Source organism: Afipia sp. GAS231, from assembly GCF_900103365.1.
GTDB lineage: Bacteria > Pseudomonadota > Alphaproteobacteria > Rhizobiales > Xanthobacteraceae > Bradyrhizobium.
In genome coordinates this window covers 5,057,012-5,070,744 of record NZ_LT629703.1, presented here as the reverse complement: position 1 = coordinate 5,070,744, position 13,733 = coordinate 5,057,012, and the positions used below count along the sequence as shown (strand labels likewise).

Annotated in this window: 10 protein-coding genes; 7 read left to right on the top strand and 3 right to left on the bottom strand. The window is 64.4% G+C overall.

The window, feature by feature from the left end:
* Positions 1-130 precede the first annotated feature (130 nt).
* The 3 genes from BLS26_RS23915 to BLS26_RS23905 all read left to right on the top strand — a co-directional run bounded on the left by BLS26_RS23915 (position 131) and on the right by BLS26_RS23905 (position 2,659).
* Positions 131-670, top strand: a complete 540-nt coding sequence (locus tag BLS26_RS23915) for a GNAT family N-acetyltransferase (RefSeq protein ID WP_092515070.1) — start codon at positions 131-133, stop codon at positions 668-670.
* A gap of 91 nt (positions 671-761) precedes the next feature.
* A complete protein-coding gene (locus BLS26_RS23910; RefSeq protein ID WP_092515069.1) occupies positions 762-2,153 on the top strand; it encodes an MATE family efflux transporter in 1,392 nt (463 codons plus the stop codon).
* Positions 2,154-2,215: 62 nt separating this feature from the next.
* Entirely contained in the window at positions 2,216-2,659 is a 444-nt protein-coding gene (locus tag BLS26_RS23905; protein WP_092515068.1) for a DUF2147 domain-containing protein, read from the top strand.
* A 265-nt stretch (positions 2,660-2,924) separates the two neighbouring features.
* Here BLS26_RS23905 and BLS26_RS23900 read toward each other — a convergent pair whose 3' ends face one another.
* Positions 2,925-4,079 (bottom strand): DUF3095 domain-containing protein, encoded by a 1,155-nt coding sequence (locus BLS26_RS23900; protein ID WP_092515067.1) that lies wholly within the window; start codon positions 4,077-4,079, stop codon positions 2,925-2,927.
* Between the two features lie 211 nt (positions 4,080-4,290).
* Between BLS26_RS23900 and BLS26_RS23895 the strand changes: the two genes are divergently transcribed.
* From BLS26_RS23895 to BLS26_RS23880, 4 genes are all read left to right on the top strand, one after another.
* Positions 4,291-5,139 (top strand): hypothetical protein, encoded by an 849-nt coding sequence (locus tag BLS26_RS23895; RefSeq protein ID WP_244541672.1) that lies wholly within the window; start codon positions 4,291-4,293, stop codon positions 5,137-5,139.
* Positions 5,140-5,187: 48 nt separating this feature from the next.
* A complete protein-coding gene (locus tag BLS26_RS23890; RefSeq protein ID WP_092515066.1) occupies positions 5,188-6,846 on the top strand; it encodes a phospholipase D-like domain-containing protein in 1,659 nt (552 codons plus the stop codon).
* 30 nt (positions 6,847-6,876) lie between these two features.
* Positions 6,877-7,539: a DUF2278 family protein gene (locus BLS26_RS23885; RefSeq protein ID WP_092515065.1), complete on the top strand. Its 663-nt coding sequence runs from the start codon at positions 6,877-6,879 to the stop codon at positions 7,537-7,539.
* A 324-nt stretch (positions 7,540-7,863) separates the two neighbouring features.
* On the top strand, positions 7,864-10,248 hold the full coding sequence (locus tag BLS26_RS23880) for a penicillin acylase family protein (protein ID WP_371360660.1): 2,385 nt from the start codon (positions 7,864-7,866) through the stop codon (positions 10,246-10,248).
* A 15-nt stretch (positions 10,249-10,263) separates the two neighbouring features.
* Here the strand turns inward: BLS26_RS23880 and htpG are convergent, their stop codons facing one another.
* Both htpG and BLS26_RS23870 read right to left on the bottom strand, forming a co-directional pair.
* Entirely contained in the window at positions 10,264-12,141 is a 1,878-nt protein-coding gene (gene htpG, locus BLS26_RS23875; protein ID WP_092515063.1) for a molecular chaperone HtpG, read from the bottom strand.
* A gap of 101 nt (positions 12,142-12,242) precedes the next feature.
* Positions 12,243-13,673, bottom strand: coding sequence for an HlyD family type I secretion periplasmic adaptor subunit (locus BLS26_RS23870; RefSeq protein ID WP_157676571.1), 1,431 nt, complete (start codon positions 13,671-13,673; stop codon positions 12,243-12,245).
* Positions 13,674-13,733: the final 60 nt, after the last annotated feature.

Genomic DNA, 13,733 nt, shown 5'->3' with positions numbered 1-13,733 from the left:
CCCAAGTCCCGATCGCGACAACCATAGCATTTGGCATTATGACAGCAAGGCGCACGGCGCGGGTCTGTGATTGCGATCACGGATCGCGATCAAGACCACGGTCAACGCGCCAACAGAGGGCTAAACCGGCATGAGCATTGAGATCGACGTCCTGAACGGGGACGCGTCGTGGAAAACGGTCGAACCGCTGATGAATGCGGTCTGGCCGCGCCATGTCGTCGAGAGGCTGCCCTGGGGTCATATCGAGTGGGCACATGCGGATTTGCGGGTGCTGATCGATGCGCCCGAGGAATCACCGAAAGCGGGACTTGCCTGCCATGTCGGGATCCACTTCCGCACCGTCACCTGGGACGGGCGCAAGGTGGATATCGGCGGCATCGGCGGCGTCGCAACCCGCGAGGATTTCCGGGGGCGCGGCTACGCCACCCTCGCCCTCAACGCGGCGGTTCAGACCATGCGCGACCACGAAGCGATCAAGTTCGCCCTGCTGTTCTGCGAGCCGCACAACGAAGCCTATTATCAGGCGCGCGGCTGGCATCCCTTCAAGGGTGAAATCTACGCCGAACAACCGGGGGGACGGGTTCGCTTCGACGCGATGGCGCCATTTGTGTTCGATTTCACCCGCAAGCCGCGCGACGGCGTCATCGACCTATGCGGCCTGCCGTGGTGACCCCTGCACCGGCGGCGGGTGGCTTGCGCCGGCCCCGTCGCATAATATTTCATCCGTAATCTATACGGATCCGGCTGAAAGCACGTGACGCATGACGATTGACGCCCCGCTCGACATGCGCCCGGCGGCCGTGCCTCCGATCGCGGTCAACAGCCTGCTGATCGCGCCGATCCTGCCGACGCTGTTGAAGCTCGCGATCCCCAACACCATCGCGATGTTCGGCACCGCGCTGGTGGCGGTCGCCGAGACCTCCTATATCGGCCGGCTCGGCACCGAACCGCTGGCCGGAATCGCGCTGGTGTTTCCGTTCGTGATGCTGACCCAGATGATGTCGGCCGGCGCGATGGGCGGCGGCGTTTCCTCCGCCATCAGCCGCGCGCTCGGCGCCGGAAACCGCGATCGCGCCGCGACGCTGGCGCTGCATGCCGCCATTATCGGCCTCTGCGCCGGACTGTTCTTCACCGTGATGATGCTGATCTTGGGCCGCCAGTTCTATTCGCTGCTGGGCGGACGCGACGGCGTGCTCGAACAGTCCATGCAATATTCGCACGTGCTGTTCTCCGGCGCGGTCTCGATCTGGCTGGTCAACACGCTGGCCTCGGTGGTGCGCGGCACCGGCGACATGCGCATACCTTCGGTGACGCTGATCGCCACCGCCATCGTGCAGGTCCTGGTCGGCGGCGGATTTGGTCTCGGACTGTTCGGCCTGCCGAAGCTCGGCATGGCGGGTGTCGCCACCGGCCAGCTCACCGCCTTCACGCTCGGCGCGGTTTACCTCACCTGGTACCTCACCAGTGGCCGCAGCCGGCTAAAGCTGAATTTTGCAGCCTTCACGTTTCAGCGCGACATGTTCTTCGACATCCTCAAGGTCGGCGCGGTTTCCTGCCTGTCGCCGCTGCAGACCGTGCTGACGATCCTGATTTTCACAAAAATCCTGGCTTCCTTCGGCACCGAGACGCTGGCCGGCTACGGCATGGGTTCGCGGCTGGAATTTCTGCTGACGCCGATCGCCTTTGCTTTTGGGGTTGCCTCGGTGCCGATGGTCGGCATGGCGATGGGCGCCGGTCTGGTGGCGCGCGCGCGTCAGGTGGCCTGGACGGCGGGCGCCGCGTCCAGCCTGATCGTGGGCCTGATCGGCATTATCGTGGCGATATGGCCGACGCTCTGGATCTCGCTGTTCACCAGCGATCCCGGCGTCACCGCCGCCGCCAATTCCTATTTCGCGTTGGCGGGACCGGCATTCGCCTTCTTCGGAATGGGTGCGTGCCTTTATTTCTCGTCGCAAGGAGCAGCAAAAGTCGGCGGTCCGGTGCTGGCCGGCACCGCGAGATTGCTGCTGGTCGGCATCGGCGGCTGGTGGCTGGCGGCGTCGGGCGCACCGGCCTCGGCACTGTTTGCACTGGTGGGCGTGGCGATGGCCGTTTACGGACTCGGTACAGCGCTCGCCATTCGCCTGACGCACTGGGGAAAATCCCCGACTTAATCCGGCGTTGCACAAATCTGATTTGTTGTTATGCAGGCCTGCCTTTTTCTGAGGAATGATTCATGACCTGCAGGTACGTTTTCACCACCGCGATTTTGGCGGCATTGCTCACCGCGCCGTCCGCCCGCGCGCAAGGCGCCGGAGATGCAACCGGCACCTGGCTGACCCAGGCCGGCGATGCCCGGGTACGGGTCAGCAAATGCGGTAGCGGAATTTGTGGGGTCATCGTCGGGCTGAAAGATCCGCTCGATCCCGCCACCGGCAAACCCCAGGTCGACGACAAGAATCCCAATCCGGCGCTGAAGAAGCGTCCGATGATTGGCCTTCCCTTGTTCAGCGGCATGCACCCGACCGGCACGAGCAAATGGTCGGGCCAGATCTACAACGCCGACGACGGCTCAACCTATGCGAGCAATATTTCGGTAACGGCGGCGGATACGCTCCGGGTCGAAGGCTGCGTCGGCGCCCTGTGCGGTGGCGAGAACTGGACGCGTGTGGGGCGGTGAGCCCGCGCTACCTCGCGAGACTGCCGATGCCGCGAGACCCCCACCCTAACCTCGAGAGCGAGCTCTGCTCGCCTCGGACCCCCGCAAGCGGGAGAGGGGATAGAGCGCGTCTGGAGCAACTAGCTTCCTTGCAATGACGAACTGCGCGCCGCGCAGACAGCCGGACTCCCTCTCCCGCTTGCGGGGGAGGGCTGGGGTGGGGGTGCCTCCGCATATTCCATCTTGATCGAGCATCGCCTCGAGCCACAAAGTTACCTACGGCATCTCAACCCGCCGTCGCCTTCAGCGCCGTCGCCGCCGACGCGTAACCGCCGCGGGCGCCGTCGATGAAGTGGACGTGGTCGCTGCGCATCACCGACGGCGTGAAGCAGGTCATCATCGCCGCATCCTGCCGGTGCAGGCCATAGCGCACGATCCCGTTTGAAGCGGCCGCCGCCAGTAGCTGCGTCAGCGCGCGCTCAAGTTCCGGGGTGCAGTCGAGAATCATCCGCAGACCGTCGTCATATTTGCGGAAGTCGGAATTCTCCACCACCTGCTGCACATAGGTCTTCGGCACGAAATTCCCGACCTTGATGCCAAAGCGCATCACCACGAACGCCCACAACGTCACCGCCAGAACGACGGTACGTCGCTTCAACAGCGATCCGCCGCGCGCGGCGCGTGCTTCGTACTCGACGCCTGCCGGCGGCCAGTTCAGCGGCGGTCCGCCCGGCGGCACCGGCCGCCCCGCGTCGGGACTTTTCTCGACGAGGTTGATGACGTCCTCGATCAATTGACGGAAGGCATGCGGATCGGCGCCGGGAGCCGGCATCACCAGCACGGAAAGAATGAGTCCGCGGGCCGAGGGAATTTCCTCGAACCGGCATGAAAGCCCGGAAAGGTGGGGCTGCGTGCCGGGCGAGGCTTTTGGCACCGCGAATTCGCCGCGCTTCATCGCCGCATCCGCCCAGCCGAGGCCGCCGCCGGAGAACATCGCATAGGACAAATTGGGCGACGGCCCGAAACGGGCGACACGGACATCGAGGCCCTGCGCGCGGATCGAAGCGACCGGTATCAGGGCGACCCGCAACACCAGATTGAGGCTCTCCTCGACCCAGATGGCGGTTGCCGCCAGCGCATCCCGGGCCCGTTCGAGATCGCCGGGCGACACCGCAAAGCTGGCGCCGTCGCCGCCGAACACGAACGGAAACTCGCGGCCTTCGAGCGCATTGGTGACGGCGGCGATGACAGACGCGCCGGCCATGTTGACGGCCTTGTAGCGTGCCTCCGCAATCGCTTTGGTCGATTCCACGATGTCGGCGACGCCGACGCTCCAGTCGTCGGGCAATGCCGAATACAGCGCCGGGTCCATCAGGCGATCGAAGCCGCGAAAGACCGGAATCGAGCCGTAGAAGATGTCGGTGCCCTCGGCGCTGGTCATGGCAGCTTGTTGCATTTCCCGGTTTGAAGACTGTGTAGCAGATACGGCCGGCTTTGGAATCGGGTTCGGGGAAACGGCAGCCAGACCGCCCGTCAATTCCGCACAGCAAATGTGGGCTATTTCACCAACACGTCATATCTAAGGTTGTACTACTTCACCAGACCCGTTTAGCCCGCCGGCGATCCGCCGATGAGGTAGCCGCGAGGTAGAGATGGCACATTCTCACAAGGCCGGCGCAGCGAGCCTCCCGGCGCGCAGGATTTTCGCCTGCGCTGCTGCGATACTGGCCGGCCTAACGCTGACGCCGACCTGGGCGCGCGCCAGCCAGATCACCGCCTGCACCAGGCTCGACATCTGTTACTGCGTCAACACCGACTATCGCGATGCGATCAGCGACAACGTGGCGCGCGTTCGCCAGTTGATCGCCAGCAACAAGACAGCAGGCAAGGCGATCGGCTATCTCAGCGTACCCTTGTCGCCCGCCGGCGGCGGATCGTTTGCGGTCAACGCCGAGGCGGCGGCCAAAACGGCGGACAATGTCACCGCGCGCCTGGGCGCCCAATCGGTATGGCTGCTCAATCCCGGCGCGGAAGGCGGCAGCAAGATGAACGGCGCCAGCGGCGCCGACTACATGTACATGTGGACGCAAATTCTCGAGGGCGCGGGTGGCCTCGGCGAGGATTTCGATTTCTTCTATTTTGCCGGCCCGAGCGATTTCGCCCGCTATTTCGGATTGACCGGCACCGCCGATCTCGACCGGCTCCAGGACTGGTTCGACAACCGCGTGGCGCAGGATCCGGCGTTCAAGCAAGCCGTCGATGCCGGCAGCGTCACCAAGGCCGGTTTCCGCAACTATTATGGCCTGCGCGCCTCGGTGGCATTCAGCTACGGCTCGCACGACGAATGGAACATCGCGCGCCTGATCAACGACCGCCGGCGCAGCGCCACCGACTTCGGCATCGCCAACCAGCTTTCCATCCTGTTCGACGGCCATCCGGTGTCGCCCGGCGGATATGAGAATCCGACCACCTCCGGCGATGTCGGCCGCTGCATCAAATAGCACCAGACCAGTCTTACCAGCGTCCAACCATTCATCCGGGAGTGTGTCATGCGAAAGCAGGTACGTGGAAACGGCCTCGTGTTGCAGGCGATAGCCGGCACCTATGTGGTCACGATGGGATGGGACGTCGCGGCTCCGCAGCAGGCCGGGCTGCTCGGCTTTGCGATCCAGCGCGCTGACCACACCGAGAACGAGACGTACTTCATGCGCGGCATGAAGACGTTTCCCAACACCGCGCCGCCATTGCCGCCGGGCGGCAATGCGTCAAGCCACGAGCAACCGTTCCAGAGCTTTCAATGGGCCGATTATGCGGCCAAGCCCAACCATTCCTACACCTACACCCTGATCCCGATGTATGGCCGGCCGGGTGCGCTGACCGACGGACCATCGCTCGCGGTGGACGTCCAGACCGAGTCCGAACTCGACGGTACGCACAGCATCTTTTTCAATCGCGGCGCCATCGCTTCGCAGGAATATGCCCGCCGGTTCCAGAACCAGCGCCCAAGCGACGTCGGACAGGCGGCCTATGACTGGCTGTCGCGCGGACTGATCGAATCCATCCTCACCTTCATCAAGAAGGCAACCGGGCCCGGCTTCGGCCTGCGGGTCGCGATCTACGAATTCCAGTGGCCCGCCATTCTCAAGGCCATACACGACGTCGCCGCGCTCGGCGTCGACGTCAAGGTGCTGTTCGACGCCATCGAGAACGCCGAGGAATCGCCGGTTCATCCCAACGAGGAGGCGATCGCCACGGCCCAGATTGACGGTCTTTGCCAGGGCATCACCGAGGGCAAGATCATGCACAACAAGTTCATCGTGCTGTTGCACAACGGGCAACCGGTCGAGGTTCTCACCGGCTCGACCAACTACACCGAGAACGGCCTGTTCGGTCATCTCAACTGCAGCCACATCGTCAATGACGCCACGGTGGCCACAAAATACATGGGCTACTGGACCGAGCTCGAGAAAAATCTGCCGCTGGCGCAGCTGCGCACCTTCAACAACCACAACACACCGGCGCCGGCCAACCCGCCGCCATCAGGAACGCTCGAAGTCTATTCGCCGCAAACCGCTACCGCGACGCTCAAGCGCTATGGCGAGATCTCCGACAGCGCGCAGCGGGCGCTGTTCATGACTTTCGCATTCGGCATGGACAAGACCGTCTTCGTACCGGTCTACATGCAGGAAGACAGCGTGCTGCGTTTCGCACTGATGGACAAGGAGGGTTCGGGCAAGGGCCTCGCGGAGGCCAAGGCGACGATCGCGCAGATCCGCGCGCTCAAGAACGCCGTGATCGCCGTCGGCCAGAACATCGAGCTCAACGAGTTCGACCGCTGGCTCAAGGAAATCAGCGGCATATCCGCCAACGAACACGTGCGCTGGGTGCACACCAAGTTCATGCTGGTCGATCCCTTGTCCGACGATCCCGTGGTCATCACCGGCTCGGCGAATTTCAGCGGCGCCAGCGTCAGTACCAACCACGAGAACATGCTGGTGATCCGCGGCGACAAGCGCGTCGCCGACATCTATCTCGGCGAGTTCATGCGGCAATTCTCCAGCTACGCCTTCCGCGATGCCGCCGCCAGCCAGGGCGGATCGGCGAACTTCCGGCCGCAGGACCTGCTCACCGACAATTCGTGGATCCAGCGCTATACGCAGCCCGGTTCTTCCGGCGCGCTGCGCCGGCTGTATTTCTCCGGCCAGTGACGGCGGCCGGGCTCTAAAAGAAATCCCGCGATGACCCTCGCCTATGGCTATGTCAAAACCAAAGTCACCTCCGAACCGAAACTGAAGCCATCGCACCACGGCCACGAGACCCAGTATCACCTGCACTGCAATGTGGCCGTCGATGGCAGCACCTGGGACGTCGCCGTCAACGTCGGCACCAACGACGCCGACGACTTGCTCAAATACAAGCTGGCGTTTGATTTCCGGCATCCCATCGTCCAGACGCTGGCGGCAGCGGATGCGGGCTCCCACGACCTGACCGGTCAGGCCGCGCTTCCCGCGCTCGATTTCCTGCGCAGCGACTTGCTCGCCAACACCGGCAAGTGGCGCGACAGCGACGTGATGGACGGCTCGGACGAAGTCGAGCCCGCGGGCACGCTGAAGCGCCTATTGTCGCGGGCGCATCAGAACAATTTTGACGTCTATATCTTCGGCCGCTTCTACAGCCAGGGCGGCGGCCTGCACGACGTTCACCTCAATCAGGGATCGAGCAAGAGCTTCATCCATCGCCCGGACGACGACTCCAACGACCACAACGACATCTGGCAGGATGGTGCCGTGCTGGTGGATATCGGCGAGGCGGAATGGGCGGCGTATTTCTCGGCGTTCAACCAGCAACTGGTGCCGACCGACGACCTCGGCAATTCCCTGCCGGGTGGGACGACGATCTGAACGTACCATCGGGGCCGCGATAGCTTTTTCCGTCATGCCTGGCCATCGCAGTCTGCATTTGCGCAGACTGCGTAAACTTGTCTGCGGTGCAGGGCATCCATGTCTTTGCGCTGAGCCGGTGGCGCTTCCATCCGTCACATTCGACGCCGGCGACCGGCGAAGCCCGACTTGCAGGGAGCATCATTCGGTTGCAAGCTCGGTGAACCGCTCCGCAATCGACCCGGCCCGAATCGGCTGTGGCGTTGACGGCAAAAAAAGGCAGAGGAAATGAACAAGAGCCTCCAACAAGCCGTCCGGCCATTGCTTCTCGCCGCGGCCATGGCAATGACCGCCGGATCCGCTGCGGTCGCGCGCGAACAGGAAGCCCTGGCTTCCGCGGCGCGCCTTTCGAGCAGCAGTGTCGCAGGCCTGAAGGCATCCGGAACGATTCTGGTCGACGTCTGGGGTATTCCTCACATTTATGCGGCCAACGAGCGCGATCTTTTCTTCCTGCAGGGCTTCAATGCGGCCCGGGACCGGCTTTGGCAGATTGACCTGTGGCGCAAGCGCGGCCTCGGACTTCTCGCCAGGGATTTTGGTCCCGCCTACGTCGAGCAGGACCGCGCCCTTCGGTTATTCCTCTATCGCGGTGACATGACGACCGAATGGGGATCCTACGGGCCCAAGGCCAGGGACTATGCCGAGGCTTTCGTTGCGGGCGTCAATGCCTATGTGGCCGACGTGCGGGGCGGATCCCGGCCACGCCCGGTGGAGTTCAAGATCGCCGGAACGATGCCGGATCTGTGGACCGCGGACGACGTCGTCCGAATTCGCAGCCACGGGCTGACGAGGAATGTTGCCTCCGAAGTGAGACGCGCGCAGGTCGCCTGCGCTGCCGGGCTCGAAACCGATCGCCTGCGCGTCAAGCTGCAGCCGACATGGACGACCAAAATCCCTGACGGTCTCGACCCCTGCAGTATTCCGAAAGACGTGCTCGCCGCCTACCTCCTGGCCACGCGGCCAGTCACGTTCGCGCGCCCAGGCGAGAAGGCGGCATCGCTCGATCTCGATACGCTTCTCGCGCAAGCCGACGAGCAGCGTGACACCATCGGCTCCAACAACTGGGTGGTCGCCCCGGCGCGCTCCGCGACCGGACGTCCGATCCTCGCCAACGATCCGCATCGCGAACACAGCGTTCCGTCGCTGCGCTACATCGTCGGGCTGAATGCGCCGGGGCTGTCGGTAATCGGCGCCGGCGAACCTGCGCTGCCCGGAATATCGATCGGCCACAACGGGACGATCGCCTTCGGCCTGACGATCTTCAACGTCGACCAGGAGGACCTCTACGTTTACGAACTGAACCCCGCCGACATGAACCAGTACCGCTATCGCGACGGCTGGGAAACGATGCGCGTCGTTCACGAAACCGCGGAGGTCAAGGGCGAGGCGCCGAGGGACATCGAGCTGAAATTCACACGGCACGGCCCCGTCGTGTTTATCGATGCCGCGAACAAGCGGGCCTTCGCCATTCGCTCGGTCTGGTCCGAGCCGGGCACGTCGGCGTATTTCGGCTCGTCCGACTATATGACCGCCAAGGACTGGAATGGTTTTCTGGCGGCGATGCGACGCTGGGGCGCGCCGTCCGAAAACCAGGTCTATGCCGACGTGAAAGGCAATATCGGCTGGGTGGCCGCCGGCAAGACGCCGCGCCGCGCCAACTATGATGGGCTGCTGCCGGTACCGGGCGACGGCCGCTACGAGTGGCAGGGGTTTCTCGGACTGGATGAATTGCCGCGTGTCTATCGCCCCGAGCAAGGATGGTTCGCGACCGCTAACCAGATGAATCTGCCGGACGGCTATCCGGTCGCGGAGCGCAAGGTTGGCTTCGAATGGTCGGACGAGGCGCGCTGGCAGCGCATTGTCGAGGTGCTCAAGGCCAACAGGAAGATGACGCTGGCGGACGCCATGGACTTGCAAAATGACGACACGTCGATGCTGGCCCGGCGGCTCATGGTCCTGCTGAAACCCCTGACCTCCGAGGATCCCAACGTCAAAAAGGGACTGGAGTTGCTGAAGGCCTGGGACGCGCGCGATACCGCGGACAGCGCGGCGGCGGCCGTGTTCGAAGTCTGGATCGCCAACCATCTCGGGTCCACGCTGGTCAAGGCGGTCGCGCCAAAGGTCGTCGACATCATTGCACCCGACCCGGCCAGCATTTCGGCGATCATCGCGGCCCTCGAAAGTTCCGGCGATCTGCTGGGGCCCGATCCAGCCGCCACGCGCGATCGCGTCCTCCGCGACAGCCTGGGCACTGCTGTCGCCGAAGTCGCCAGCCGGCTTGGCCCGGACTCCTCCGGGTGGGCCTGGGGCAAGCTGCACAAGGCGCAATTCGATCACGCGCTGTCACCGCTGGCCGACAAGGCAACGGTGCCGCAGCTTAACGTCGGGCCGTTGGCGCTTGGAGGCGCGGCCAACGTGCCGCGCGCGGCGACCTATCGCCGTACCGACTATCAGCTGACGGCGGGCGCCTCGTTCCGCATGGTGCTCGACGTCGGCAACTGGGATGCGAGCCGCGCCATCAACACCCCCGGGCAATCCGGCGATCCCTTCAACGGGCATTATCGCGACCTCGCCCCGCTGTGGGCGACCGGCCAATATGTTCCGCTGCTCTACAGCCGTACCGCCGTCGAAGCCGCGACGTCGGAAGCGATCACCCTGACGCCGCGATGAGCGTTCAGGGTCCGCTCAGCCCTGCCCCTTTGCTATCCCGCCCAGCACCAGCCGGTTGAGCCGGCTGGTGAAGCCGGCCGGATCGTCCGGCAGCTCGCCGTCGAGGATCTGCGCCTGCTCCAGCAGCAGCAGTGACAGATCCGCTGCCGCATCGCCCGCGGTGGCGACCGCCGCGACCAGCGGATGGCGCATGTTGATTTCAAGGACCGGCTTGGTGATCGGAGCCTTGTTTTGCATTGCCAGCAGCCGTTCGAGCTGACGGTCGCGGCCGTCGCCGCCGGCGACCAGGCACGACGCACTCGATGTCAGCCGCTGCGAGGCGCGTACGTCGGAGACGCGTTCGCCGAGCGCGTCCTTGATCAGCGCGATCGTCGTGGCCGCGTCGGCGCCGGTAGCGTCCTGGTCGTCAGCCTTGTCTTCCAACAGCGGGATCAGGCTGAAATCGATGTCGCCCTGGCTCAGCGACTTTAGCGGCTTGCCGCCGAAGTCGGTTGGAGCCGAAGTCCAGAATGCATCGACCGGATCGGTCAGCAGCAACACCTCGATGCCGCGCGCCGCGGCCGATTCCAGCTTCGGGTTCGACTTCAGCCGCTCGACGCTGTCGCCGGTGAGATAATAGATCTCGGTCTGGTTGGGCTTGAGGTCCTCGACATACTGCTTGAGCGAACGCTTCTCGCCTTTGGTGGTGGTGAAGCGCGACAGCGCCAGCACTTTCTCGCGCCGCTCGAAGTCTTCCCAGATGCCTTCCTTGATGACCGCGCCGAACGCGTCCCAGATTTTGACGAAGGCTTCCGGCTCCTTGTCGCCGAGCGCCTCGAGCTCCGAGACGACGCGGCTGGTGACGGCTTTTCGGATCTGCGTCAGTTGCGGATTGTTCTGCAGCATCTCGCGCGAGAGGTTGAGCGGCAGGTCTTCACTGTCGATCACGCCGCGAATGAAGCGCAGATAGGCCGGCAGCAGGTCGGCGTCATCGGCAATGAAGACGCGGCGGACGTAGAGCCTGACCTTGCCCTTGCGCGCCTGGTCGAACAGGTCGAACGGTTTTGTCGACGGCGCGAACAGCAGCACCGCATAGGACTGCCGGCCCTCGGCGCGGTAATGCAGCGTCATCGCGGGATCGTCGAACGCGCCGGCGATCTGCTGGTAGGCCTGCTTGTAGTCCTCCGGCGTCAGTTCGGATTTCGAGCGCTGCCACAGCGCGCTGGCCGAATTGATCTGGCGCGGCTCGCCCTCTTCCGGCACCAGCAGAATCGGAAACTGGATGTTGTCGGAATAGGCGCGGACGATGCGTTCGATCTCCTGGGTTTCGAGATATTTTTTGGCGTCCTCTTTCAAGTGCAGGACGATCTCGGTGCCGCGGGCGACGCGCGCCGCGTCTTCCTCGCTGCCCGGCGCAATTTCAAAGCCGCTGCCGCCCGACGACGACCAGACGAAAACCTGGTCCGATCCGGCGCGCCGGCTGGTGACGACGATGCGCTCGGCGACCATGAAGGCCGCGTAGAAGCCGACGCCGAACTGGCCGATCAGGCCGGCGCCGTCCTTGGCTTCGGTCAGCCGTGACAAAAACGATTTGGTGCCGGAGCGCGCGATGGTGCCGAGATTGTCGATCAGTTCCTGCCGGTCCATGCCGATGCCGGTATCGACCACCGACAAGGTGTTGGCCTTCTTGTCCGGCGCAATGCGGACGACAGGCGGCGCGCCGTCGGTGATCAGTTCCGGCGCCGATATCGCCTCATAGCGCAGCTTGTCGCAGGCATCCGAGGCGTTCGAAATCAGTTCCCGCAGGAAAATATCGGTCTCCGAATAGACCGAGTGCACCATCAGGTTCAGGAGTTCGGCGACCTCGGCCTGGAACGGCTGGGATTCGGGGGCGGCGGTGGCGGTCTCGGTCATATCGGGCTCACAGCGCAAACACGTGGATGGAAAGCCCTGATACAGCAATGCCATCTTGCGTGGCAAGATTTACGCCGACCAGCCGGAGACAGATGCGCCCCTCACCTTTCGACAAAGGCGCGCTGCAGCTGGTCGAAAATCGGCTTGAAGAGGTAGCTGAACATGGTCCGGCTGCCGGTCTGCATGAACACTTCCGCGGGCATGCCGGAGACCAGTTGCAGGCCGGCCAGCCGGCGGCGCTCGTCATCCGGCAGCATGACCCGAACCGTGAAATAAGGCGCGTTGGTCTGCTGGTCGTGGCTGATATCGGGCGAGACGTAGGCGACCTGTCCGGCGAGCTGCGGCGTGGTGCGCTGGTTGAACGCGGAGAAGCGGACATAGGCCTGCTGCCCGGTCCGCACCTGGTCGATATCGTTCGGCTGCAGCCGCGCCTCGATCTGCAGGTCATCCGAATCGGGCACGATTTCCATGATGGCGTCGCCGGCGCGAATGACGCCGCCCAGGGTGTGGGCGGCGAGCTGGTGGATCACGCCAGATGTCGGCGCGCGCAGTTCGATGCGCTCCAGTACGTCCCTCGCGGCGACCCCGCGCTCACTGAGCTCGGCTTCCTTGCCCTGCGACTCGCCCAGTTCCTTGACGACATCGGAGCGGAAATCCTGGTCGAGCTTGACGATCTGAAGCTGGGCCTCGCCGATCTTTGCCTTGGTCTCGGCGATCGCCGAGACCAGTTGCCCGCGCTCGCCTTCGATCCGAGCACTCTCGCGCTGCAGGGTCGTGAGCCGCGTCAGCGGCACGAGATGCTTGTCGTAGAGCTCCTGCACGCCCGACAGTTCGCCGGTGATCAGCTCGATCTGCCGAGCCTTCGACGCCACCTGCGCTTCAAGGCCACCGATCTCCTCGCCGAGCTGCGACACCCGGCTCTGCAACAGATCCTTCTGGCTGTCGCGCGCGGTCGCACGCGCCCTGAACAGCGAAGCCTCGGAGGCGAGCAGCGTCTTGACGTTGGGCTCATCGAGCCGCGCGGCCAGCTCGGTCGGCACGACCGGCCGCGGCAGGCCGTCGCGCTCGGCGACCAGGCGCGCCATGCGCGCCCGCGCTTCATCGAGTTGCTTGCTCACCACCTGAAGGCTGGCCTGCGCCTGCGTCGCGTCCAACCGCAGCAGCAAATCGCCGGAACTGACCCGCATGCCGTTATGGACCGGAATCTCCGCGACGACGCCGCCGGTCGGATGTTGAATGGTCTTGACGTTGGACTGCACCACCAGATTGCCCGGCACCACCACAGCGCCCGCCAGCGGCACCAGCACCATCCAGCCGCCGGCGAGCACGCCGACGACCAGCAGCGCCCGCAACCCGGTGCGCAACTCGCGCTCGAAGGCGCGGCTGGCGCGGGGCACAATGCCCTCACCCGGCACGTCGGGCGTGTCATTGCGATTGACCAGGAACGAAACGCCCGCGATCAGGCCATCGCGGCCTTTCGCGATCATCCGCGCCGTGGAATCGTTGCTCTCCGCGGCGCCGGTAATGTCCACGGGAGCCAATCGGGGAGCGTCGACATGTATCGGGGGCTGTCGGTCTTGCGCCGAGGGTGC